The sequence below is a fragment of the Endozoicomonas sp. 2B-B genome, from assembly GCF_053470045.1.
On sequence record NZ_JBLZMU010000001.1, the window covers coordinates 98,184 to 123,399 of the forward strand.

A 25,216-nucleotide genomic window follows, 5' to 3' on the forward strand; every position below is an offset into this window, starting at 1 on the left:
GATTCGCTGCAATGTGCTAGCAATGCTTCACAAACCCAGCATTGAACTAAGGTCATGAATCAACACATAGCGATATAATACTGAACAACTGGTCAAGGAGATTTCTCAGAAATACGACGGAGTTTCGTACCAGTCTATGGGTTGTGTTTTTTATCTGTTTAAATTCTGCTGCTTTCAGATTTCTCTGAAGTTTATATGAGTTTCGAAGGTTAGCTGTAAAAAAGCAGAAGTGCTTAATTTTTTCATAAAAACGCTGCTGGATTCAATTCCAGGGAACTAAAAGCCATTGTAACTGTCAATACAATTATCCTGCTTTCTGACTACCGTAATGAGCATGTCAAGGAAGCGAACAGTAATAGCTGGTATTGCGAGGAGCACCAATGCCACGTTGGTACACAGATTGCCGACACAATAGCGTAGTTACAAGGCTCGATTGCTACATCTAGTTATTTTATACACAAGAAAAGGAGATAATTCTTATGGATACTATTAAATCAACCAATTCTCAGTTCGTCTCAGATGAAACTGCTCGAAAAAGGATGACAAATTCTACAGACGATCATTCAGAGAGCGGTAAAATCTCTAAAAAAATGCCAGAATCTAAAGTTTTACCCTTCAAAAATGAGCAGTTAGTTCCAAATACTAAACCAGAAGGTATGACTTCATCAAAGCCTTATGCAGAAACAGGCTTAGAAAGGAAGGTGGATATGCTGGACTTATCCTTGGCAGATACCCGACTGGCCAAGCTGCAAAGTTCAAGTGCTGCATGCATGCCTGCAGAAGAGATTGTTAAAATGCCGGCTACCGGGCTTGATTATAGACCCCATTCTGCAAGCAATAACACCGAAACAATAAGGCCTTGGTCTGATTGTTTCGGGCAAATCTATGAATCTTTGCAAGAAAATGACCATCTAACACTTGAGAAACAATTATATGCACTTAGAGAAGATCAGATCAAAAGCCTCTTGATGGCTGAAGCCCCTAGACCTTTTCTAACTAAACATTATACCCAGAATCACGCCAGTTTACTTTTGCAAGCAGCCAGGGAATCCGAGGCAAACATAGTTTTTTTCAAGTGTTTATTTGACCGGCTGAGTACGGAAGAATTGCGGATTATGCTTTTAATGTCTGTCGATAATGGTCTGACACTATTGCATTATGCCAGCTCCGTTATAGAAGAGTCACTATTCAAGCAGCTGGAGCAGAAATTAGGTAGGGAAACACTTCTGGAAATGGTAACCCTTAAGGTAAACAATCATGCTCCTCCTATTGCATATGCCTGCCTTTATAATCAAAGTACATATCTGTTTAAAACCGCTCTCACACAAAACAGGGAATTGATAGAAAAACTCCTGAAGGGTGGTCCTGATATTGATGAAAGTTTGTTACAGTTCATGTTTGTTAATTTTGGGAATTACGTGCTAGGAAAGGCTCTAAATAATGAGGAATACTGGGAGCGTTTAAATTATCTGTCAAATTTTCTGATTGGTCAAGAATTTTTGGATGCGGTCAGATTTGCTGGCAAAAAGAATGAGTCTGTTTTTCTGACGGCCTGTAAAAACGTAAACAGCTGGGAATTTTATAAATTAATTGCGGCAAAACTTAGTGATAACAAGCTTTTTGAGCTTTGTAAATGGGAAGTGGAAACGGGCAAATCACTGTTGCACAAGTGCTTTGAAATAAATCATTCAGTTACTGTTATGCGTATTGTCAATTTAATCCAATCTGCATTATTGAGATTTAAAGTATTGTCGTTGCCCAATGCAGAAGGCGATTCCGTATTTCAACGGCTGTTAGTCGAAAATAATTTTTTTTACAGTAATAATAATGTGAAAGACATATTACGTGATATGGATTCTAGCGAACGGAATCAACTGGTTATTGGTGATGCAAATATTTGGGAGCAATCTGCCGTGAGTAGCGATCGAGCACTCAGACAGCAAGAGCGAAATCCAATAGTAGTTGCCTTGAACAAAAAAGATATGATGTCTCTGGCTGAATATCTCTGGACGCAGATTACTGACCCGCAATTACGAATTAAACTCTTACTTTACAGGTCAAAACACCAAAAAAACCTCTTCCAGCACATTTTGGAAAAAGGAGTTAGTCTGCAATGGTTCAACAAAATGCTGACAGATACCGACAGCGGAACCGGACGGGATCTACTCGCGGCTGAATTATATAAGCTTGCATTAAAAGCTGATCGCATGAAAGATGCCTCTTATTACCTAAGCCAAATCAGGGATTCACAATTAATAAAGGATGAGTCTAAAGATCATTATAAATATTTTTTAGCTAACCTCTTCAAGCAGGGTAAGAAGCTTACAGAAGCTGCTTTCAGCAAAACAACCTCATCTCAATGTACAGACGCTATTACATATATATTTGAACATAGCTTCTATACAAAAGAATACCCCGGGAAAAATCATTTGCCGTTACTTATGGTACAGGAGAATAGGGGTGATAAAGATGCTTTTGTCAAGTGGGTTTTAAGTCCGTTGAACGGAAAGCAAAGCCCATTGATTCAGATCCTGGAACGGTTTACTACTGCTTGTCTTGCGATCAATAGCCCTGATAAAAGTTATCTCTGGGGGAAGCTTTTTTTAGAAAGTAAAAGTGCCAAAAAAGAAATCATGTTGAGTAGGCCGATATTTCAGAAGATCATTAAAATGATGACACTGGAGCAGATAAGAGAGTGGCTTTTGCCTGAACTGGGTGGGAGTAATAATTTATACTTGCTTGTTTATAAAGATATCCTTGAGCCAATCGTGGAAAGACCGGACGGTTCAGGCAAAGCCTTTCTTGAAAAAACAGATCCGAAGACTGGTGAAAATTTATTGCATATTATTTTCAGGAGCAATCTTATTAATGAAAATTACGTAGATAAGAAAAATATGATTGATACAGTTGAATGGCTGGATAAAATCTATGGATTATCCTCGTTTTTGCAAAGTCATTCGGAAAACGATGGCTCAACCCCTTTACATGTACTCTTGGATGCAGAAGGAGGAATACGTCGCTCGAGGGCTGGATCAACACAAAAAAATATTCTGCAGCGCCTATGCCGGACAAAAACAGATCGCATTGATCTGGTTGAGTTGCTCAAACTAAAAGACAACAATGGCTGCACACCTCTGCACAAATTATTTTCCTTTTATAGAATAAATTATGAAATCGTTGATCTGTTAATTGATGAACTTGGTCTTGGAACATTTCGTGAGTTAGTGAATATCAAAGACAATCAAGATGAACCTGCTATAGATGTTGTCAAGTTTGAAAAAAAATTGAACTCTGATCCAAAATACGCCGTTCTGTTTAAAAATTGAGACTCATCGTCAATTGTATCGGTGGCAGAAAAGTCAGCTAATACTAACCCACCGGCAGTAGAAGCCAGGTCAGGGCCGATAAACATAATCACCGGCCTGACCACCGCTGGTGTAGACAGCCGGTGAAGTATGCTGATCCATGAACAGCACACTCAATCCGATATAACAGCCTCTTTCTCAATACTCTCGGTTACTGAGAGTCATGAATCAAAAAAGGCGACATCTATCCTGACACGGGGGGATACAACAAGAGGACAATCCCATGAATAAATCAAACAAGTAGAGAAAAAACAAGATAGTCATTATTTCAGTTCAGCAACCAAAAAAGCAAAGCGATTGCAATTTCAAGCGCTTCTTGTCGGTTGATTCATGTTTCGCATCTCCTGCGTTGTTTGCAGGAGAAAGTCTGGCAGTCAGGTTGTGATTTTTGAAGACGCCCTCAAATGAGCGCTTACATAAAAATGCTGCTGGATTCAATTCCAGGGAACTAAAAGCCATTGTAACTGTCAAATACTATTATCCTGCTTTCTAATTGCCGTAATGAGCATGTCAAGGAAACGAACAGTAATAGCTGGTATTGCGAGGAGCACCAACGCCACGTTGGTACACAGATTGCCGAACAATAGCGTGGTTACAAGGCTCGATTGCTATATCCAGTTATTTTATACACAAGAAAAGGAGATAATTCTTATGGATACTATTAAATCAACCAATTCTCAGTTCGTCTTGGATGAAACTGCTCGAAAAAGGATGACAAATTCTACAGACGATCATTCACAGAGCGGTAAAATCTCTAAAAAAATGCCAGAATCTAAAGTTTTACCCTTCAAAAATGAGCAGTTAGTTCCAAATACTAAACCAGAAGGTATGACTTCATCAAAGCCTTATGCAGAAACAGGCTTAGAAAGGAAGGTGGATATGCTGGACTTATCCTTGGCAGATACCCGACTGGCCAAGCTGCAAAGTTCAAGTGCTGCATGCATGCCTGCAGAAGAGATTGTTAAAATACCGGCTACCGGGCTTGATTATAGACCCCATTCTGAAAGCAATAACACCGAAACAATAAGGCCTTGGTTTGATTGTTTCGGGCAAATCTATGAATCTTTGCAAAAAAATGACCATCCAACACTTGAGAAACAATTATATGCACTTAGAGAAGATGAGATCAAAAGCCTTTTGATGGCTGAGGCCCCTAGATCTTTTCTAACTAAACATTATACCCAGAATCACGCCAGTTTACTTTTGCAAGCAGCCAGGGAATCCGAGGCAAACAAAGTTTTTTTCAAGTGTTTATTTGACCGGCTGAGTACGGAAGAATTGCGGATTATGCTTTTAAAGTCTGTCGATAATGGTCTGACACTATTGCATTATGCCAGCTCCGTTATAGAAGAGTCACTATTCAAGCAGCTGGAGCAGAAATTAGGTAGGGAAACACTTCTGGAAATGGTAACCCTTAAGGTAAATAATCATGCTCCTCCTATTGCATATGCCTGCCTTTATAATCAAAGTACATATCTGTTTTATACCGCTCTCACACAAAACAGGGAATTGATAGAAAAACTCCTGAAGGGTGGTCCCGATATTGATGAAAGCTTGTTACAGTTCATGTTTGTTAATTTTGGGAATTACGTGCTAGGAAAGGCTCTAAGTAATAAGAAATACTGGGAGCGTTTAAATTATCTGTCAGATTTTCTGCGTGATCAAGATTTTTTGGATGCGCTCAGATTTGCCGGCAAAAACAATGAGTCTGTTTTTCTGACGGCCTGTAAAAACGTACACTGCTGGGAATTTTTAAAATTAATTGCGGCAAAACTTAGTGATAACAAGCTTTTTGAACTTTGTAAATGGGAAGTGGAAACGGGCAAGTCACTGTTGCACAAGTGCTTTGAAATAAATCATTCAGTTACTGTTATGCGTATTGTCAAGTTAATCCAATCTGCATTATTGAGATTTAAAGTATTGTCTTTGCCCAATGCAAAAGGCGATTCCGTATTTCAACAGCTGTTAGTCCACGATAAATTTTTTCACAGTAATGAGGTGAAAGACACATTACGTGATATGCATTCCAGCGAACGGAATCAACTGGTTATTGGTGATGCAAATATTTGGGAGCAATCTGCCGTGAGTAGCGATCGAGCGCTCAGACAGCAAGAGCGAAATCCAATAGTAGTTGCCTTGAACAAAAAAAATATGTCTCTGGCTGAATATCTCTGGACACAGATTACTGACCCGCAATTACGAATTAAACTCTTACTTTACAGGTCAAAACACCAAAAAAACCTGTTCCAGCACATTTTGGAAAAAGGAGTTAGTCTGCAATGGTTCAACAAAATGCTGACAGATACCGACAGCGGAACCGAACGGGATCTACTCGCGGCTGAATTATATAAGCTTGCATTAAAAGCTGATCGCATGAAAGATGCCTCTTATTACCAAAGCCAAATCAGCGATTCACAATTAACAAAGGATGTGTCTGAAGATCATTATAAATATTTTTTAGCTAACCTCTACAAGCAGGGTAAGAAGCTTACAGAAGCTGATTTCAGCAAAACAACCCCATCTCAATGTACAGACGCTATTACATATATATTTGAACATAGCTTCTATACAAAAAAATACCCCAGGGAAAATCATTTGCCGTTACTTATGGTACAGGAGAATAGGGGTGATAAAGATGCTTTTGTCAAGTGGGCTTTAAGTCCGTTGAACGGAAAGCAAAGCCCATTGATTCAGATCCTGGAACGGTTTACTACTGCTTGTCTTGCGATCAATAGCCCTGATAAAAGTTATCTTTGGGGGGAGCTTTTTTTAGAAAGTAAAAGTGCCAAAAAAGAAATCATGTTGAGTAGGCCGATATTTCAGAAGATCATTAAAATGATGACACTGGAGCAGATAAGAGAGTGGCTTTTGCCTGAACTGGGTGGGAGTAATAATTTATACTTGCTTGTTTATAAAGATATCCTTGAGCCAATCGTGGAAAGACCGGAAGGTTCAGGCAAAGCCTTTCTTGAAAAAACAGACCCGAAGACTGGTGAAAATTTATTGCATATTATTTTCAGGAGCAATCTTATTAGTGAAAATCACGTAGATAAGAAAAATATGATTGATACAGTTGAATGGCTGGATAAAATCTATGGATTAACCTCGTTTTTGCAAAGTCATTCGGAAAACGATGGCTCAACCCCTTTACATGTACTCTTGGATGCAGAAGGAGGAATACGTCGCTCGAGGGCTGGATCAACACAAAAAAATATTCTGCAGCACCTATGCCGGACAAAAACAGATCGCATTGATCTGGTTGAGTTGCTCAAACTAAAAGACAACAATGGCTGCACACCTCTGCACAAATTATTTTCCTTTTATAGAATAAATTATGAAATCGTTGATCTGTTAATTGATGAACTTGGTCTTGGAACATTTCGTGAGTTAGTGAATATCAAAGACAATCAAGATGAACCTGCTATAGATGTTGTCAAGTTTGAAAAAAAATTGAACTCTAATCCAAATTACGCCGTTCTGTTTAAAAATTGAGACTCATCGTCAATTGTATCGGTGGGAGAAAAGTCAGCTAATACTAACCCGCCGGCAGTAGAAGCCAGGTCAGGGCTGATATACATAATCACCGGCCTGACCACCGCTGGTGTAGACAGCCGGTGAAGTATGCTGATCCATGAACAGCACACTCAGTACGATATAACAGCCTCTTTCTCAATACTCTCGGTTACTGAGAGTCATGAATCAAAAGAGGCGACATCTATCCTGACACGGGGGGTATGTGATTTACCAAACTTTAATGTCCACCGACAACAACAAAACGGGCAACAACCCAGACTACTCCACCGTCACAGACTTGGCCAGGTTACGAGGCTGATCAACATCTGTTCCCTTGATAATGGCCACGTAGTAAGACAACAGTTGCAGAGGTACAGTGTAGAGAATGGGCGCAACGACTTCCGGTGCTGTCTCTAATGGCAATACCTTAATTCCGTCGCCTGCCACCAGACGGGCATGGCGGTCTGCAAAGACAAACAGCTGGCCACCTCTGGCGCGTACTTCTTCCATATTGGATTTCAGCTTTTCCAACAGGTCGTTGTTGGGTGCCACCACAATTACGGGCATATCGTTATCAATCAGAGCCAATGGACCGTGTTTCAATTCACCCGCCGCATAGGCTTCTGCATGGATGTAGGAGATTTCTTTCAGCTTCAGCGCACCTTCCATGGCAATCGGGTATTGAGTGCCGCGCCCCAGGAAAAGGCTGTGATGTTTGTCGGCAAAATCTTCAGCGACCGCTTCAATTTCACTGCTCATTTCCAGCGTACTGCTGATGATATGAGGCAATTCTCTCAGGGCTTTGACGACTTCAGCCTCCTGTTCTTCGGTCATTCCGGTGTGGCGACCAATGGCCGTTACCAGCATCAGTAGGGCGGCCAGCTGAGTCGTGAAGGCTTTGGTTGAGGCGACGCCGATCTCAGCTCCGGCCCGGGTCATCAAGGCCATATCAGATTCACGAACCATGGACGAACCCGGAACATTACAAATACTCAGGGAAGCCATGTAACCCATCTCTTTAGCCAGTTTCAGAGCTGCCAGAGTATCGGCCGTTTCTCCTGACTGGGAAAGTGTGACGAACAGACAGTCTTCAGGCACAAAGAATTTGCGATAGCGGAACTCTGAGGCAATTTCTACACGACAGGGGATTCCGGCCAGCTCCTCAAACCAGTAACGGGCTACCATGCCGGCATGGTAACTGGTGCCACAGGCAACAATCTGGATAGCTTTGGTTTTATTGAGGAGTTCGATACCGTTTTTACCCAGTATGTCGAGGTTCAACTTTGTCTCACCCAGTCGGCCTTCCAGTGTGTTGGCAATGGCATCGGGTTGCTCATGAATTTCTTTGAGCATGTAGTGCCGGTATGGCCCCTTGTCACCGGCATCGTGCTCAAGATTACTTTCTCTGGCGGCACGGGTAATGCTTTTGCCATCCGTATCAAAGACAGACACCTCTGTACGGGTCACTTCAGCCACATCACCTTCTTCCAGGAAAATAAAACGACGAGTCACCGGAAACAGCGCCAACTGATCGGAGGCAATGAAGTTTTCACCCAGTCCCAGGCCAATGACCAGTGGGCTGCCAGAACGGGCAACCACCAGCCGCTCCGGGTCTTTGCGATCCATAACGACCATGCCATAAGCACCTTCCAGCCGGGGCACAGCTGCCTGAACGGCGGCGATCAGGCTGTCAGTACTTTTCAGTTCGTGGCTGACCAGATGGGCAATAACTTCTGTGTCTGTGTCAGAGACAAAGGTGTAGCCCTCTTGCTCCAGATAGTTCCTCAGTAACTCGTGGTTCTCAATAATACCGTTATGAACCACAGCGATATCTTCGCCAGAGACATGGGGATGAGCGTTGCGCTCATTGGGCTCTCCATGGGTCGCCCAGCGTGTATGCGCAATACCTGTGCCACCAGGCACCTGAGACTCATTGATCGCTTCGCTCAATTCGGAGACCTTTCCGGTTCTGCGAAGTCGTTGAAGTTCACCACTGGCAGCGATGATGGCGACACCTGCAGAGTCATACCCGCGATATTCCAGACGACGTAAACCTTCTAACAGAATGGGCGCCACATCCCTCTGCGCTACAGCACCGACAATGCCACACATAATTTTCTACCTTTGATTTGTGTTCTGCCTGATATTCAGTTCTTTTTGGTGGGACGCTGCCAGCCGTCAATGTTTTTCTGACGACTCCGGGCTACCCCAAGCTGGTCTTCGTCCAGGTTCCGGGTAATCACTGAACCCGCCGCTGTAGTGGCACCTTTACCAACAGTAACCGGTGCAACCAGTGAACTGTTGGTACCGATGAAAGCATTATTTTCAATGACGGTTTTGTGTTTGTTAATCCCATCATAGTTACAGGTCACGGTACCCGCTCCGACGTTGACACCCGCACCTATTTCAGCGTCGCCTATATAGGTCAGATGATTGACCTTGCTGCCCTCACCGATGGATGCCTTTTTGATTTCGACAAAGTTGCCCACTTTGGCATTTTCTGCCAGTTGAGTACCCGGACGCAGTCGTGCAAAAGGACCTACTTCACAGTGAGCGGCTACCTCTGCATCCTCAAGAATCGAGTGCGCTTTGATGACAGCACCTTCACCAATTCTGGAATTGCGGATGATACAGCCAGCCTCAATGACTACGTTATCGGCAATCTCGACTTCTCCTTCCAGAATCACGTTGACATCCAGCAGGATATCCTTGCCGGTTTTGACATCACCACGAATATCCAGCCGGGCAGGATCAATAATGGTGACACCGCTGGTCATCATGGCGGTAGCCAGCTGTTGCTGGAAAGCCCGCTCCAGTTCTGTCAGCTGAACCCGGCTGTTGACTCCCTCGACTTCGGTAGCCTTTTGCGGTTGAACGTGCACCACGGGGGTCTCTTCAGACACGGCTTTAGACACGACATCCGTCAAATAATATTCCTGCTGGGCATTATTGTTATCCAGCCCCATGACCCACTCACCCAACTTGCTGCCGGGAATGGCCATGATACCGGTATTCACCTCGTTTATAGCCAGCTGTTCAGGCGTTGCGTCTTTATCTTCAACAATAGCCAGCACACTGCCAGCATCATCCCGGACAATACGACCATAGCCTGATGGGTTAGCCAGATTGATGGTCAGCAGACCCAGACGCTCACCGTTACTGGCGGCCAGCAGGGATTGCAGCGTAGAGGAATGTATCAGCGGCACATCACCATAGAGCACCAGCACGACATCAGCACCTTCGCAACCTGGTACAACCTGCTGAACAGCATGACCTGTCCCAAGCTGCTCTGTTTGCTCAACCCAATTCAGGTCATAGTGTCCCAGGGCACTTTTTACCTTGTCTGCACCGTGACCAATCACGACATGAATTTCACCCTTGCCAATCACTTGCTGGGTTTGCAGGGCACTGAGAATGACATGCTCCAGCATCGGTTTACCGGCAATGGGATGAAGAACCTTGGGAAGGTTAGATTTCATACGGCTGCCTTGACCAGCAGCAAGAATGACGATATCAGCTCTCATGATTAGCTCTTAACAATAGTCTCTTGATCATTCAGAGTTCTCTCTGCGTTACCTGCCGGGGAAAAAATAAAAAGCAAAAAACCATGGCAAAACGACATGGTTCACCGCCCCCGGAAAAATCTTTGAATCTCTTAGCCTGAGCTCATTACTTTTCAATGAACGCATGAAGACAGCAGTCAGGGCAAATAACAGCAGGAAACATCAGAAACAGGTGCCCTTTTCCTACAACCCATGTCATAAGAAAAAGTGACACTTTTCTGCGGTATTCAATTTAGCTTATCCTATACAGACTGAAACACAACTGTGTTTGTCATTGGAAAATTGACAATATGAACCTGGACACATTGAAACAGCTGGGGCTCGACCAGAAGGAAATCAAGCTTTATCTGGCCCTGTTGAAGCTGGGAACCGCCTCTATCCGTGATATTGCGGCCGAAGCGGATATTAATCGCGGCACCACTTATGAGACCCTGAAAGGCCTGGCGGGTAAGGGTATTGTCAGTTACTTCCCGAAAGGAAAAAGACGGGTTTTCTGTGCAGAGCCTCCTGAAAAGCTGCTGGATCTGGCAGAAGAGAAAAAGCAGTCTCTGGAACAGAGCATTGAAGAGATGAAACAAAAGCTGATCCCGCAACTGAATCAGCTTAAACCTGACTTCAATACCGGAAACGTCCGCTTTTATGAGGGAGACAGCGGTATCGAGTTCGTTCTAAAGGACATACTGAACACGGTCGCCAAAAAAAATGATAAAAACTACTCCATTTTCTCATCCAAACCGATCCGGCAGCATCTCTATCGCCCATTTCCAAACTATACCCAGCAGCGTATCCGCAAGGGTATTAATGTCCGGGTCATTGCCATTGGTGAAGGTGGCGAGGATGCCGAGCTTTCTGAGCGCAAATGGATCAATGCCACCGGTAAAATTGATGCCAGCTATATTGCTATTTACCCCCCAAAAGTCGCCATGATCTCCCTGGCCTCGATGGACTACCCCGTTGCTGTTGTGATCGACTCTATTGAGATCGCCAACACTCAGCAAATCATCTTTGATACGCTGTGGAACACTTTGTAAAGGTATGGAAAACATTAATATCTGGGCTTCTGTATGGCAGTTCCACTGCCTGTTAGTCTACCTGACAGCCCTGTCAGTGTAATTCTCCACCCCATCAGAATCCTTATGATGCTCACGAAACCCAGCTCACCAGCGGGGTCATATATCAAGGAGGAATGACTATGATAACATCGGGAGAAATTTTAAAAGGGATCTGTATTCTTACATCCAGACTCGCCGGTGTGCCCGGCAGAGTAATTGGCCATTTTGGTGGACGCGCTGTGGGTGCCGTGGGTGGTTCTGCTATCGTTGGCGGAGCCAAGCTCTCCAACACGTTGTTCAGAACAGCTTTTGAGCCCCAGTCTGTCAATCAATACTCTGAAGAATCGGCTGAGCGCGCCAGAGTATTGGGTGGTTTCGCCTCCAAGACAATCGTTGCCCTTTCTACGGGCCCGATGCTGGCTATACCCACTGCTCTGGGCATTGTTTTTGATCTGGAGAATACAATTAAGGCAATAACGCGTTGCAGCGAACATCAGGCTTTCCTGGCTGGCATACCAGCCGTAGGTGAGGATGTGCATCCATTGGCGACTTAAACCAGAGCCTGGATGAATTGTTAACAAACCATCAGTAGCCACACGGTTGCTGATGGTTTTTTATGGAACACGGACTGGAACAACGAGAATCAGTCTCCCAACAGCACAGAGTCCAGAGCCAACACAATCATTTCGTTCAAGGATATCTGCCTGTCCTCGGGAGACATGGCCTCACCCTTGCGAATGTGATCGCTGACAGTGCAGATAGCCAGACCTTTGGCACCGTACTCAGCACATACGCCATAAAGGCCTGCGGTTTCCATTTCAACACCCAGAATGCCGTGCTTTTCCATGATGTCGAATATATGTGTCTCCGGGCTGTAGAAAAGATCCGAAGTGAAAATGTTGCCTACTTTTACCGGCATTTTTTTGTCACGGGCACTCTTAACCGCATTCTCCAGCAGGCCAAAGTCTGCAATAGCTGCAAAGTCATGGTTATTAAAGCGGATACGGTTCACTTTGGAATCGGTGCACGCCCCCATACCAATCACTATGTCGCGCAGCTTCACATCGGCAGAGATAGCACCACAGGAACCAATACGAATCAGCTTGTCTACACCGTACTCAGTAATCAGTTCCTTGTAGTAGATGGAGGCCGAAGGAATGCCCATCCCGGAACCCATCACGGATACACGACGACCTTTATATGCTCCGGTGTAACCAAACATATTACGGACGTCGTTTACCAGTTCAGCACCTTCCAGAAAGTTCTCGGCAATATACCTGGCACGCAGTGGGTCACCGGGCATCAGGCAGACGTCGGCAAAAGCACCGGGTTTGGCATGAATATGAGGGGTCATTTTATTCCTCTTGAGGGCTTTTCAAAAAGCGGGCCATGGGGCAGCATGGTATCTGTTAACAGTCAGCTCTGTTTATGGCAGAAAGCTGGTCCCGTAATCCATGGACTCCAGATCAAAGAAACTGGCCAGACTCTGACCGATATCTGCGAAGGTTTCCCGTTCACCCAGAGAAACCGGTGGAACCTTTTTGCCATAGACCAGTACCGGTATGTGTTCCCTGGTATGGTCGGTACCGTGCCAGGTGGGATCGCAGCCATGGTCAGCACTGATGATCAGCACATCGTCTTTTTGCATGGCGTTGAGCAGTCTCGGTATCATAGCGTCCAGCTCCTCCAGGGCCCGGGCATAACCCGCCACATCACGACGATGGCCAAAGGATGAATCAAAATCGACGAAGTTGGTGAAGATCAGGGAGCGATCTCCGGCTGACTCCAGCGCCTGCATAGTGGTTTCAAACAAAGCAGGAATGCCGGTCGCTTTCAAGGTTCTGGTAATGCCCTGATGGGCGAAGATATCCGCTATCTTTCCGACACTGACCACTTCGCCACCGCTGCCCACCAGCTTATCCAGCAGCGTGGGAGCCGGGGGCAGAACCGAGTAGTCCCGACGATTTCCTGTTCTCTGGAAGTCACCGGCATCATCACCTGTGAAGGGACGGGCAATGACACGGCCAATATTGTAAGGGTCGAGCAGCTCACGGGCGATTTTGCAGACTTCATAGAGTCTTTCCAGACCAAAAGTCTCTTCATGGCAGGCAATCTGAAAAACGCTGTCAGTCGATGTATAAACAATAGGCTTGCCAGTGCGCATGTGTTCTTCACCAAGAATTTCCAGAATGGTAGTTCCTGAGGCGTGACAATTACCAATAACACCGGGCAGGCTGGCTTTCTCGACCAGTTGATCCAGCAGCGCCTGTGGAAAGCTGTTTTCCACGTCTTTGAAGTAACCCCAGTCAAACAACACCGGAGCGCCCATCATTTCCCAATGGCCACTGGGAGTATCCTTGCCACTGGAAATTTCCCTGGCGTAACCGTGGGCACCGATCAGCTTTACATTGGTGTTCATGCCAGCGGGAAAAGCTCCTGAGGAATCTTTAGCCGCGTGCAACAGACCAAGACTGGCCAGCATTGGCAATTCAAGTATACCCCGTCGACCAATGTCTGCCTCGCCCTGTGCGCAGGTCCTGGCGATGTGGCCAATCGTATTGGAGCCTGCATCACCAAACTGATCGGCATCAGCACTGGCGCCAATCCCGAACGAATCCATCACCAGGACAATTGCTCGTTTCATATGAGATACCTTACCAACTCCTTGCGAGTCCCCTAATTATTACTCAGAAAAATACAGAGCAGCACAGTGATTAGTACCTAATCCATTGAAGGTCAGGAAATTAACTGAGCTGTATGCACTTTCATACGCTACTGCAATTCGGGGACTACTCTATCAGGACATTCAGAAACTTCGGAAGGCACTGGAGCAAAACAACCGCAGTCATTTGACAATACCCCTCCTCGTGACTCACGCAGAAATGGGTGTCATGAGGAGCATCATGAGGAGCATCATGAGGAGCACGAAGCCCTGCGCTCCCGGTAACTTCCGGAAAACCGAGTTGGCTGGACGATCAGGCCGGGGCCGCCTGTCGGTTAAAATTGAGCACTGCTGCGATTCGTAGACTACTTTATCAGGGGCATCCATAAACTAAAGAAGGCAGATGTTGATGAGTAACTCCATTTCTCGATTTCCCGAAACAGGAAAACAATCGGTACATTTCCGTCCTGACAGGGCTAGTCAGTGGGTTGCTGCTGTCCTTGGCCTCATCACTATGGCCTGCCCATGTTCAAAACTGCTGGCAGACAGTCCTCTACCAACGCCGGGGGGGGAGATATCTGTTGGCCATAAAACGACAAAAGATTCCAGCTTGCTGGACAACTACATTAACCATTACTCAATTTTGGGGGAAGTCCCTCCAGCTGCTCTCAGCACGGATATGACCCATCTTGTCTTTGCCATGAACTATGAAAATGAGCAAGACGAAAAAAAAGATGAGAACTCATTAGAGCCGGAGGCAGCTGCAGCACCGCAACAGCAGTCATTAATCGAGATTGCACTCCCGCTAATGAGCCCTTCCCAAGTTTCCAACATTATTCAAGGTATGAATACAGGCCTTAATGTCAACACCGTGAACGTTATGCTGGAGGGCATCCCGGAGACCCCTCCCGTTCACGGCCAGACAATTGCGAACATGATTCAGCATTTGATAGAAACACTCAGTATAAATGTCAACGAAGTCCAGAATGGTTTGATTAGCGCTCTGTATGATATCCATGGCAGCGAATCTCCTGTTGATTTAACCAAACCACAACAGCAACAGAGCCTCGCGATGTTGATAGTGAGTTACTATACAGCCCTTAATTCAAATGGAACATCTCCTCAAACCACTCAGGCTTTTTTTAGCTCATTTTTGCTTCACGCTGTCGGCTTGTCCTGTATCGGGAGACTCCATGCCAAAAAAGAAGACCTTTTAGGTTCAAAAGAACCCATAGAGGATTCCGAAGTTTTAAAAGCAAATGTTAAAGAATCCGGCTCAGTCTTTTCTACCCTTAAATTATTGGAAGAAGCGCGCCGTGATTTTTTGCTACAACTCGATAATTACGCAGAGGTTGAAAAAACTGACGCACTTCTTGATCCAAAGCTCACAGCCGCTACCAGTCTACTCAACTATCGTGTTGATAAGAACGGGATACCGCTTTATAAACGTAATAAAAAATCACACGAGCGAATGTTGAAACTAATAGGGGTACATGGTGAAAGCAACCCTGAGCTGGTTGCCTGGAACAGTCAGTTTATGACTTTGATTCACACTATAAGCATGCTTCTTGATCCTTTCGTTATCCAATTCACAGGTTCGCATGTTGACAACCTGTCGCATTATTTTTCTGCACTAAATTGGGATCATCTTATTACTGACTCTGAAGGCAAAGAGCGGAGCATATTTGAAGTATTCAAAGAGGTAGTAGGCGACGCAAAAAATAACCCTGGAAATGAAAGGCCTGAATTATTTAAAAAATTACTTCACGCCCTGAGAGAATACATAGAAAAGCAATTACAAAAAACGTTCACTGAAAATGATTACAAAGTCGTAATGGTAACTCTCGGCACAGGATTTGCCGACCTTCTGGAACAATCAAATGATATGTTGGAAATATTTGATAAGCAGATTGATGGAGCCAAAGATGACAAGGCAGCAGAAGGACAAGAAGGACAGAAGCTCAGCGAAGTAGAGAAGAAGAGGAAACATTTGGGGCAAAGGATTAACTACTTGCAAGATTTCGTCATTTGGCTCAGATCTAACTATGATTTTGACATGACGTTGCCTTATGACTCTCACAGCAATAACTCCCATGTTGGAGACTCTGAGAGTAATGATGCTGACAGAAGTAGTAATGATGCCGACGGAAGCAGTAATGATGCTGACGGAAGCAGTAATGATGCTGATAAAAGTAGTAATGGTGATGAAAGAGCCAGTCTTGAAGGAAGTTAAGCTCTAATCCTCATACTGACCGAGTGCCACCAGGCTTCCCAGCGTTCTGCCAGCTCCGAAGTGGCTGCGGTTTCGGTCGGTAAATTTCTGCCATGCCAGTGGCAATGGCTTGTTGTTTTTCAGCATTTTTGCTAATCGCCTCACCCACGGAATTCGAGCCTGCGGCCTGGCCGCCTTGTCTTATGCAAAAGTCTTGATGAACAGCCATTGAATCACAAAGCCCTATGCAGCCTGTCGGACTTAAGCGTCCGTAGCGAGGATTGCAAGAAATTGAGGATAAAAATCTCTGTTTCTGAGGAGAATAGCGAGCTATTTGACGAAGAAACAGAGATTTTTAGACCAATTTATTGCAACCGCAGTAGGACAGTCTTAAGTCCGACAGGCTGCTATGTCTTCATAATTCCTTGTATCTGCAAAACGGAGCTGGCTGTTCAGTATTGGACTATCGTACCCTTGAAATTGTGCACTGCTGCTATCCGTGGACTATTTTGTCAGAGCATACATTATCTGAAGAAGAAAAATGTTGATGGTTAACTCGATTTCGCGATTACCTGAAACGGCAAAACAATCGACAATTTTCCGTCGTGACAAGGCTAATCAGTCGGTTGCTGCTTCCATTGGCCTCATCATTATGGTCTTCTCCTATTCAAAACTGATGGCAGAAAATACTTTATCAACGACAGTGGAGGAGAGATTTTTTGAAGATAAAAGCACAAAATCGTCTGGCTTTCTGGATCACCTGATTAACCATAATGCCTACATGGGAAGAATCACTCCCTTTGTTCTCAATCCAAATTCGACCCATCTTATCTTTGCCATGAACCATGAAAATGAACGAGACCAAAAAAAGGATGAGCATTCAGAAGAAGCCGGAGCACAGCAACCACAGCCTTTAATGCACATTCCGCTCCCGCTAATAAACCATGCACAAATTACTACTATGATTCAGGTCCTGAATTCAGACCTTGATGAAGACTCCCTGCCTCCCCTGAACACTATGTTGAGCTACGTACCGGTAACACTCCCCAATGAGAACCTGACCCTTGCAAGCATGATTCAAAAAATCACACAAACACTCAACATTTTGCCTAACTATAACCAGGATGAGGTAATAAATGCTCTATATTCTATCCAAAGCACCCAATCTCCTGTTGATATAACCAAACTACAACAACAACAGAGCCTCGCGATGTTGATGGTCGCTTACTATACGGCCATCAATTCAAGTGGAGCTAACCGTCAGGAAGCTCATGTTTTTTTTAACTCATTCCTGCTTCACGCTGCTTGCTTGTCTGGTATTGAGAGACTTTATACCAAAAAAGATGACCTTTTAGGCACAAAAAAACCCATAGAAGATCACGAAGTCTTAAACGGGAATATTAAAGAATCTGCTTCAGTCTTCACTGCTCTGAAATCACTGGAAAAAATGCGCCTTGCGTTTTCGCAAGAATTGGAGGATTCCTTAGAAGCTGATGAACCCGGGACATCAGTTAATCCACTGCTGATAGCCGCTTTCTCACTGCTCAATCATGCAGTTAATATAAATGAAATGTTTATCTGTGAGCGTAATATAAGATCGTATAAACGAATGTTAAGGCTGATAAGAGAATATGATAAAAAAAAACCTGAATTAATTACCTCGAATAATCAAATCCTGTGTTTCATTCATGCCATAAGCCTGACTCTTGATCCTTTCGATATACAATCTGCAAGTGAATATGTTGACAGCCTGACGAGTTTTCTCAGTAACTCTAATAGGAATCAAACCATTACTGAGTCTGCAAGCAAAGAAGGCAAAGAGCAGACATTGTTTAAAATATTCAAAAAGGTACTATCCGACGCAAAAGACAACCCGGGGAATGAAAACCCCGCATTATTTAAAGACTTGCTTCTGGTCGTAGCAGAATACATATCGCAACAATCACAAAATACCTTTATTGATCCAAATGATTACCAGGCCATGATGGTAACCCTCGGAACAGGATTTGAGGACCTGCTGGAACAATCACACAAGATGTTGCTATTTTTTGAGGCAACTATTGTCACCGATGCCAATGAACAGGCTAATGCAGCCAAATATAACGGGGCAGCAAAGGCACAAAAGGGAAATGAACTCTGCGAAGAAGAGAAGAAGTTAAAACACCTGAAAGAACGGATAAATTACTTGGATAATTTCGTTGATTGGTTCAGGCTTAACTATGATTTTATCATGAAGACCCCTTATAGCTCTGACAGTAGTGATACTGACAGTAGTGATACTGAAATTCTTGATACTGAAAGTAGTGATGCCGACAAAGCAAGTCTTGACGGCGTTTAATTTTTTATTCATCTTCCCTGCTTTCAGACCGAGTGCCACCATCAGGTTTCCCGGAGAATGTTCGACTCGGAAGCGGTATTGGTTTCAGGCGGTCATTCCATGCTCAGGCACAAACCTATATTGAAGACGGCGTGACCGGATCTGACCTGTTCGTAAAATTGAGTACTGCTGCAATCCATGGACTACTTTATCAGGGCACTTATAAAATAGAGAAGGCCGATGTTGATGAGTCACTCCGTTTCTCGATTACCTGAGACAGTAAAGCGATTGATACTTTTCCGTCGTGACAACACCAATCAGTGGGTTGCAGCTACCCTCAGCCTCGTCGCTATGGCTTGCCCCTGTTCAAAATTGCTGGCAGGAAATCCTTTTTCTACACCGGTGGAGGAGAAATTTATTATAGGAAAAATGACAAAAGAGTCTGGCTTCCTGGAGGATTTGATTAACCATAATACTTATATAGGGAAAAACCCTCCTTCTGCTCTCAGCCCGAATACGACTCATCTTATCTTCGCCATGAATCATGAAAATCAGCAAGGTGAAAAAATGGATGAGGATTCAGAAGCATCGGAGGGAGCTGGAGCACAACAACCGCAGCATTTAATGCAGATACCTCTCCCACCAATGACCCTTGCAGAAGTCGCTACTATTATCGAGGGCTTGAATACAGGCTTTAATCAAGCCACCCTAAACACTATGTTGAGCTATGTTCCGGCGACCCCTCCCAATGGGGACCTGACAATTCTAATTATGTTGCAGCAATTGATAAAAACTCTCAACATTACGGTTCAGGATAACCAGAATGTCATGGTAACTGTTCTATCTTCTATCCAGGGTACCACATCACCTGTCGATATCACCAAACCACAAGATCGACGGAGACTCGCGACGTTGATGCTGGCTTACTATACAGCTATCCATTCAAATGGAGCATCCCCACGAGCAGCTGATGTTTTTTTTAACTCATTCCTGCTTCACGCCACTCAGTTGTCTGGTATCGAAAGACTTGATGCCAAAAAAGGTGATCTATTAGGTACAGATGAGCCAATAGAAGCTCACGAAATTTTAAAAGCCAAACTCAAAGAGTCTGCTTCAATTTTCTCTGCACTGGTGGCACTGGAAGAGATGCGCTTTGATTTTTTGGAACAAATGGAGAACCCTCTGGAAGCTGATAGATTCGGAACATCAGCCGACGATTTACAGCTAATAGCTGCTTCCAGTCTACTCAACTATGACGTTAATGAGAACGAAGAATCACTTTATGAGTGCCATATAAATTCAGCAGAACGAATGTTGATGTTAATAAAGGAATATGGTGAAAATAAACCTGAACTGGTTGCCTTGAATAGTCAGTTCATTAATTTGCTTAATGCCATAAGACTGACTCTTGATCCTTTCACTTTACAATCTGCAACTGCACTTATTCACAATATATCGAGTTATCTTAGTAAATCAAAGTCGTATCAAACCTCTACTGAGGTTAGAGGCATAATGAGCAAAGAACAGAAATTATTTGAAATATTCAGAAATATATTAACCGACGCAAAAGACAATCCGGGCAATGAGAATCCTGAATTATTTAAAGAATTGTTTGTAGCCATAAAAAAATACATATCACATCAATTGAAAAACATGTTTGCTGATGAAAATGATTACCAAGTCATAATGGTAACCCTCGGCACAGGATTTGCGGACCTGCTGGGTCATGCACGCATGAAGCTGTCAATGCTTGAGCCAACTATTGACACCAATGCCAATGAACAGGCTGATGATGCCGTGCATAGAGGAGCAGCAAAGGGGAAAAAAGGCATAGAGCTCAACAAAGATGGGAAGACGAGAAAACACCTGAAAGAACGCATAGATTACTTTATTGATTTTGTCGATTGGTTCAGGTTTTACTACGACTTTGCCATGAAGAATCCTTATGATTCTGATACCAGTGACTCTGAAAAAAGTGACTCTCAAAGCGATGACTCTGAAATCAAGATTTTGAGAGTGGTAACGCCTCACTAAGTACCTGGCCGGGAGTAGCGCCCGTCTGAGCGACCCCGTCTGGGCGACCCCGTCTCGGCGACCCCGTCTTGGCAACCCCGTCTCGGCGACCCCTTAGCGAGGACGGCAGAAAATTGAGGATGAAGGTGCAGGAACCAGATCAACGCAGGAGCAGTTGCCACGTTCCGGGGAAGGTACTTAAAATTTGGCACAGAAGCGATCCTTAGACTACTTTTTCAAGTCATTAATAAACTGGTGAAATCAGATGTTGATGAGCAACTCAATTTCTCGATTACCTGGATCAGCAAAGCGATCGATATTTTTCCACCCAGACAAGACTAATCACTCAATTACCGCGTTCCTGGGCCTCATCATTATGACTTGCTCCTGTTCAAAACTGCTGGCAGAAAGTACATTATTAACGACAGTAGACGACAGATTTATCGAAGACAAAACAACAAAATCCTTTGGCTTCCTGGATGACTTGATTAACCATAATGCTTACATAGGAAAAATCCCTCCATCTGTTCTAAATCCGAATTCGACCCAGCTTATCTTTGCCATGAACTATGCAAATGAGCGAGCCGAAGGAATGGATGAGCATTCAGAAGAATTAGAGGGGGCTGTAGCGTCGCAGCCGCAGCCTTTAATGCATATTCCCCTTCCGCCCATGACCCATGCTCAAATTACTGCCATTATCGAAGGTTTAAATGAAGGCCTTGAAGAAGGCACTCTGAACACTATCTTGAGCTACGTCCCGACAACCCTCCCCAATGAGAGTCTGACCATTGTAAGCATGATTCGGCAAGTGATAAAAAGCCTCAATGTAATAATGACCGACGACCAGAATGTGATGATAAAAGTTCTGACTCACATCCTGGGTACCGAATCTTCTGTCGATATCACCAAACCAGAAGATCAAAAGAGTCTCGCGATGTTGTTGGTGAGTTACTATACTGCCATCCATTCAAATGGGGCATCTCCTCAGGCGGCTTATTTCTTCTTTTACTCATTCCTGCTTCACGCCGCTGGCTTGTCTGGTATAAGAAGTCTCCATGCCAGAATAGGTGACCTTTTAGGTGCAGAAAAACCAATACTGGGCCACAAAGCTTTACAAGAAAATGCTAAAGAATCTGCCAAGTTCCTGGTTGGCCTGGAGGTGCTGGATGAAATGCACCTTCAGTTTTTGCAACATATGAAGGATCTCTCAGAAGCTGAAATATCCTGGACATCAATCGATTCAGTGCTAATAGCCGCGTCCACTTTGCTGAACTATGACGTTAATAAGATCGAAATCCCCATTTATTGGCGTAATGTCAAATCAGCCAGACGCATGTACAGTCTGGTAAAAGAATATTACAAAAAAAGACCTGAATTAGTTGCCTCAAATAGCCAATTTGTGAGTCTCATTGATGCCATAAACCTGATTCTTGATCCTTTCCTTATACAATCCGCATATGAACATGTTGGCAAGATTTCGAGTTATTTTAGTCAATCAAACTGGGGGCAGACCATTACTGATTCCAGAGGCAAAGAACAGGAATTATTTCAAATATTCGAAAAAGTATTAGCCGACGCAAAAAACAACCCGGAAAATCAAAGTCCTGATTTATTTCAAGAATTGCTTCTGGCCATTGAAAAATACATGGCGCAACAATTACAAAAAACGTTCGTGGATCAAAATGATTACCTGGTTATATTGGCAACCCTCTGCACAGGATTTGAAGATCTACTGGAACAGTCAGACAAGATACTGGAATTTCTTGAGGCGACTATTGTCATCAATGCCAATCAGCAGACTAATGAAGCTAAGTATGACAAAGCACTAAAGAGACAAGAAGAACTCAGCAAACAAGAGTGGCAGAGAAAACACCTGAAAGAAAGGATATTATTCTTACAGGATTTCGTTGAGTTGCTCTGGTCTAAATATGAATCTGTTATCATTACTCCCAATGACTACGACAGCAGTGACTACGAAAATAATAACTATAGCAATATTGACTATGCCAGTATTGACTACGGCAGTAGTGACTCTGAAAGCAGTGATACTGAAAACAGTCACGCTGAAAATAGTGATACCGACATTGAGGCTTCTGAAAGAAATGATGCTGACAGTAGTGATGCTAACTTAGGTGATGATGAAAGTAGTGATGCTGACAGAAGCGGTCTTGAGAGACTTGACGGATTTTATTTTTAATTTTCTTCCTGTTCTTTAAAACCGATTGCTACCAGAAACCTTCCCAGCAAATTGCTGGCTCCCAGGTGCAGGTGGTATAGATCCGTTCCTGCCTCATAAGCTCAGTGGCAATCGTCAGGTGTCCTGCGGCGTCCCGGCCCGTGAGTTTAAATCCTACGCTCTCTTTGCCACTGTCACAAATCGCTTCCAGTATGATGCAGACAGATTAAGGTTTGACATTCACAGGCACTCAAATTGAGTACTGCTGCAATCCATAGACTACTTTATCAGGGCATTCATTACCCAAAGAAGGCAGAGGTTGATGAGTAACTCCACTTCTCGATTACCCAAAACAACAAAACAATCGATATTCTTCCATCGTGGCAGGGCCTATCGGTCGGTTGTTGCTTGCCTTGGCTTTATCTTTATGGTCTACCCCTATTCAAAACTGCTGGCAGTACATACTTTATTGACACCAGTGGATGAGAGATTTGTTAGAGAAAAAACGACAAAAGCGTCAAATTACCTGAACGATTTGATTAACCATAACGCTTATTTAGGAAGCACCACTCCTTTTTTTCTCAATCCGGATACCACCCAACTCATCTTTGCAATGAACCATGAAAATGAGCAAGTCGAAATAACGGATGAGCATTCAGAAGAATCGGAGGGAGCTGGAGCACTGCAGCCGCAGCCTTTAATGGAAATTCCGCTGCCACCAATGACCCATGCACAAATTACCGACATAATCCAAACGTTGAATACAAGCACTGAAGAACGCAGGCAAATCATGAACGCTATGTTGAGCTACCTACCGATAACACCTCCCAATGAGAGCCTGACCGTTGCAGACATGATTGAGCACGTGACAAAAGCTCTCGGTGTTGTGCCGGACCCTAACCAGGATGACATAATAGAAGTTCTATATTCTATCCAGGGCACTCAATCACCTGTCGATATTACCAAGCCAGTAGACAAATTCAGGCTCGCGATATTGTTGGTGACTTATTATACCGCCATCAATTCAAATGCAGTTTCCCCTAAAGTGGCTAACATTTTTTTTAACTCATTCCTGCTTCACGCTGCCGCCCTGTCCGGTATCGAGAAACTCGATGCCATAAAAGGTGATCTTTTAGGTATAAAAGAACCCATAAAAGATTACGAAGTTTTAAAAGCAAATGTTAAAGAGTCAGCTTCGATCTTCATTGGCAAGGGAGTGCTGGAAGGAATGCGCTTTGATTTTTTGCAACAATTGAAAGATAACTCAAAAATTGTAGAATTCGAGACACCAGCCAGTTACCTGCTATTAGTTGCTTCTACTCTGCTCAACTATGGCATGATTGATAACGGAATGCCGGTTTATCAGCGTAATATGATATCAGCTATCCGGATGTTAAGACTGATCGTAGAATATGGTGAAAAAAAACCCGAATTAGTTGCCTCTAATAGTCAGTTCATCAATTTTATTAATGCCATAAGCCTGATGCTTGATCCTTACGTTATACAATCTGCAAGTGAATGTATTAACAACATGACGGATTATTTCTACCAGTCAAACTGGGATCAAACCATTACCGACAATGAAGGCAAAGAACAACAATTATTTGAAATATTCAAAAAGATCCTAAGCGACGCTAAAGACAACCCGGGAAATGAAAATCCTGAATTATTTCAAGAATTGCTTCTGGCCATAGAAAAATACATAGAACAAAAATTACAAAAAACGTTTACTGATCAAAATGATTACCAGGTCATAATGGTAACGCTCTGCACAGGATTTGACCACCTTCTGGTACAATCAAACAGAATGGTGACATGCCTTGAGTGCAATATTTTCATCAATGCTAATCGGCATAATGATGAATGCAACCATGGCAAGGCAGCAACAGAACAAAAAGAGAGGCAAAAGAAACACCTGGAAGAGCGGATATCATACTTGCGAGATTTCGTCGATATGCTCAGGTCTAAGTATGATTTTGCTATGAAGACCCCTCTTAACTCTTACAGCAATGACTCTGACAGCAATGATTCTGGCAGCAATGATTCTGACAGTGATGACTCTGACAGTAATGATTCTCACATCAGTGAATCTGACAGAAGTGACTCTGGCAGAACTGACTCTGGCATAAGTGTCCCGGGTAGTAGCGACTCTGAAAGTTGTGATGCGGTCATGGATGACCCTGAAAGTAGTGATGCTGAGAGAGGTGCTCTTGAAAGTCTTGACGAAGTTTATTTTTAATCTTCTTCTCTGTTCTTTCAGACCAAGTGCTAATGGCCTTATGGACTGCAGCTTCCAGCATTATCCAGGTAGATTGAGGTGTAGCATTAAAAAGTGCTCAAGTT

15 protein-coding genes are annotated in these 25,216 nt (G+C 43.9%); 10 read left to right on the plus strand and 5 right to left on the minus strand.

Features of this window, described 5'->3' with window-relative positions; genetic code table 11:
- Positions 1 to 479: 479 nt before the first annotated feature.
- Together ACOMHB_RS00325 and ACOMHB_RS00330 are read left to right on the plus strand one after the other, a co-directional pair.
- A complete protein-coding gene (locus tag ACOMHB_RS00325) occupies positions 480 to 3,326 on the plus strand; it encodes a hypothetical protein (protein WP_448215048.1) in 2,847 nt (948 codons plus the stop codon).
- Positions 3,327 to 4,016: 690 nt separating this feature from the next.
- Complete coding sequence (locus tag ACOMHB_RS00330) at positions 4,017 to 6,857, plus strand: hypothetical protein (RefSeq protein WP_448215049.1); 2,841 nt, start codon at positions 4,017 to 4,019, stop codon at positions 6,855 to 6,857.
- 300 nt (positions 6,858 to 7,157) lie between these two features.
- On the opposite strand, the gene glmS is transcribed toward ACOMHB_RS00330, so the two are convergent.
- A complete protein-coding gene (glmS, locus tag ACOMHB_RS00335; RefSeq protein WP_422411270.1) occupies positions 7,158 to 8,990 on the minus strand; it encodes a glutamine--fructose-6-phosphate transaminase (isomerizing) in 1,833 nt (610 codons plus the stop codon).
- Positions 8,991 to 9,025: 35 nt separating this feature from the next.
- The gene (glmU, locus tag ACOMHB_RS00340; RefSeq protein ID WP_448215050.1) at positions 9,026 to 10,402 is read right to left on the minus strand and encodes a bifunctional UDP-N-acetylglucosamine diphosphorylase/glucosamine-1-phosphate N-acetyltransferase GlmU; all 1,377 of its coding nucleotides are present in this window, start codon (positions 10,400 to 10,402) and stop codon (positions 9,026 to 9,028) included.
- Between the two features lie 329 nt (positions 10,403 to 10,731).
- Between glmU and ACOMHB_RS00345 the strand changes: the two genes are divergently transcribed.
- Together ACOMHB_RS00345 and ACOMHB_RS00350 are read left to right on the plus strand one after the other, a co-directional pair.
- Complete coding sequence (locus tag ACOMHB_RS00345) at positions 10,732 to 11,472, plus strand: TrmB family transcriptional regulator (RefSeq protein WP_422139362.1); 741 nt, start codon at positions 10,732 to 10,734, stop codon at positions 11,470 to 11,472.
- 161 nt (positions 11,473 to 11,633) lie between these two features.
- A complete protein-coding gene (locus ACOMHB_RS00350) occupies positions 11,634 to 12,047 on the plus strand; it encodes a hypothetical protein (protein ID WP_448215051.1) in 414 nt (137 codons plus the stop codon).
- Positions 12,048 to 12,136: 89 nt separating this feature from the next.
- Here ACOMHB_RS00350 and deoD read toward each other — a convergent pair whose 3' ends face one another.
- Complete coding sequence (deoD, locus tag ACOMHB_RS00355) at positions 12,137 to 12,847, minus strand: purine-nucleoside phosphorylase (RefSeq protein WP_422136001.1); 711 nt, start codon at positions 12,845 to 12,847, stop codon at positions 12,137 to 12,139.
- A gap of 72 nt (positions 12,848 to 12,919) precedes the next feature.
- Positions 12,920 to 14,137 (minus strand): phosphopentomutase, encoded by a 1,218-nt coding sequence (locus ACOMHB_RS00360; protein WP_422136002.1) that lies wholly within the window; start codon positions 14,135 to 14,137, stop codon positions 12,920 to 12,922.
- Between the two features lie 427 nt (positions 14,138 to 14,564).
- Between ACOMHB_RS00360 and ACOMHB_RS00365 the strand changes: the two genes are divergently transcribed.
- Positions 14,565 to 16,388: a hypothetical protein gene (locus ACOMHB_RS00365; protein WP_448215052.1), complete on the plus strand. Its 1,824-nt coding sequence runs from the start codon at positions 14,565 to 14,567 to the stop codon at positions 16,386 to 16,388.
- A gap of 3 nt (positions 16,389 to 16,391) precedes the next feature.
- On the opposite strand, the gene ACOMHB_RS00370 is transcribed toward ACOMHB_RS00365, so the two are convergent.
- Positions 16,392 to 16,514 (minus strand): hypothetical protein, encoded by a 123-nt coding sequence (locus ACOMHB_RS00370; RefSeq protein WP_422139364.1) that lies wholly within the window; start codon positions 16,512 to 16,514, stop codon positions 16,392 to 16,394.
- 400 nt (positions 16,515 to 16,914) lie between these two features.
- Here ACOMHB_RS00370 and ACOMHB_RS00375 point away from each other — a divergent pair, with 400 nt between their 5' ends.
- The 5 genes from ACOMHB_RS00375 to ACOMHB_RS00395 all read left to right on the plus strand — a co-directional run bounded on the left by ACOMHB_RS00375 (position 16,915) and on the right by ACOMHB_RS00395 (position 25,112).
- Positions 16,915 to 18,705 carry a hypothetical protein gene (locus ACOMHB_RS00375; protein ID WP_448215053.1) on the plus strand — a complete coding sequence of 597 codons (1,791 nt, stop codon included), beginning with the start codon at positions 16,915 to 16,917 and terminating at the stop codon, positions 18,703 to 18,705.
- A gap of 32 nt (positions 18,706 to 18,737) precedes the next feature.
- On the plus strand, positions 18,738 to 18,959 hold the full coding sequence (locus ACOMHB_RS00380) for a hypothetical protein (protein ID WP_422136005.1): 222 nt from the start codon (positions 18,738 to 18,740) through the stop codon (positions 18,957 to 18,959).
- Entirely contained in the window at positions 18,931 to 20,718 is a 1,788-nt protein-coding gene (locus ACOMHB_RS00385; protein WP_448215054.1) for a hypothetical protein, read from the plus strand. The genes ACOMHB_RS00380 and ACOMHB_RS00385 overlap by 29 nt, the downstream gene beginning before the upstream one ends.
- A 355-nt stretch (positions 20,719 to 21,073) precedes the next feature.
- Complete coding sequence (locus ACOMHB_RS00390) at positions 21,074 to 22,894, plus strand: hypothetical protein (RefSeq protein WP_448215055.1); 1,821 nt, start codon at positions 21,074 to 21,076, stop codon at positions 22,892 to 22,894.
- A 301-nt stretch (positions 22,895 to 23,195) separates the two neighbouring features.
- Entirely contained in the window at positions 23,196 to 25,112 is a 1,917-nt protein-coding gene (locus ACOMHB_RS00395) for a hypothetical protein (protein WP_448215056.1), read from the plus strand.
- Positions 25,113 to 25,216: the final 104 nt, after the last annotated feature.

Bases quoted from the DNA above. Each gene is read 5' to 3' on its own strand.
- ACOMHB_RS00325 (WP_448215048.1), top strand. From the start codon at position 480: ATGGATACTATTAAATCAACCAATTCTCAGTTCGTCTCAGATGAAACT.
- ACOMHB_RS00330 (WP_448215049.1), top strand. From the start codon at position 4,017: ATGGATACTATTAAATCAACCAATTCTCAGTTCGTCTTGGATGAAACT.
- glmS (WP_422411270.1), bottom strand. From the start codon at position 8,990: ATGTGTGGCATTGTCGGTGCTGTAGCGCAGAGGGATGTGGCGCCCATT.
- glmU (WP_448215050.1), bottom strand. From the start codon at position 10,402: ATGAGAGCTGATATCGTCATTCTTGCTGCTGGTCAAGGCAGCCGTATG.
- ACOMHB_RS00345 (WP_422139362.1), top strand. From the start codon at position 10,732: ATGAACCTGGACACATTGAAACAGCTGGGGCTCGACCAGAAGGAAATC.
- ACOMHB_RS00350 (WP_448215051.1), top strand. From the start codon at position 11,634: ATGATAACATCGGGAGAAATTTTAAAAGGGATCTGTATTCTTACATCC.
- deoD (WP_422136001.1), bottom strand. From the start codon at position 12,847: ATGACCCCTCATATTCATGCCAAACCCGGTGCTTTTGCCGACGTCTGC.
- ACOMHB_RS00360 (WP_422136002.1), bottom strand. From the start codon at position 14,137: ATGAAACGAGCAATTGTCCTGGTGATGGATTCGTTCGGGATTGGCGCC.
- ACOMHB_RS00365 (WP_448215052.1), top strand. From the start codon at position 14,565: ATGAGTAACTCCATTTCTCGATTTCCCGAAACAGGAAAACAATCGGTA.
- ACOMHB_RS00370 (WP_422139364.1), bottom strand. From the start codon at position 16,514: ATGCTGAAAAACAACAAGCCATTGCCACTGGCATGGCAGAAATTTACC.
- ACOMHB_RS00375 (WP_448215053.1), top strand. From the start codon at position 16,915: ATGGTTAACTCGATTTCGCGATTACCTGAAACGGCAAAACAATCGACA.
- ACOMHB_RS00385 (WP_448215054.1), top strand. From the start codon at position 18,931: ATGAGTCACTCCGTTTCTCGATTACCTGAGACAGTAAAGCGATTGATA.
- ACOMHB_RS00390 (WP_448215055.1), top strand. From the start codon at position 21,074: ATGACTTGCTCCTGTTCAAAACTGCTGGCAGAAAGTACATTATTAACG.
- ACOMHB_RS00395 (WP_448215056.1), top strand. From the start codon at position 23,196: ATGAGTAACTCCACTTCTCGATTACCCAAAACAACAAAACAATCGATA.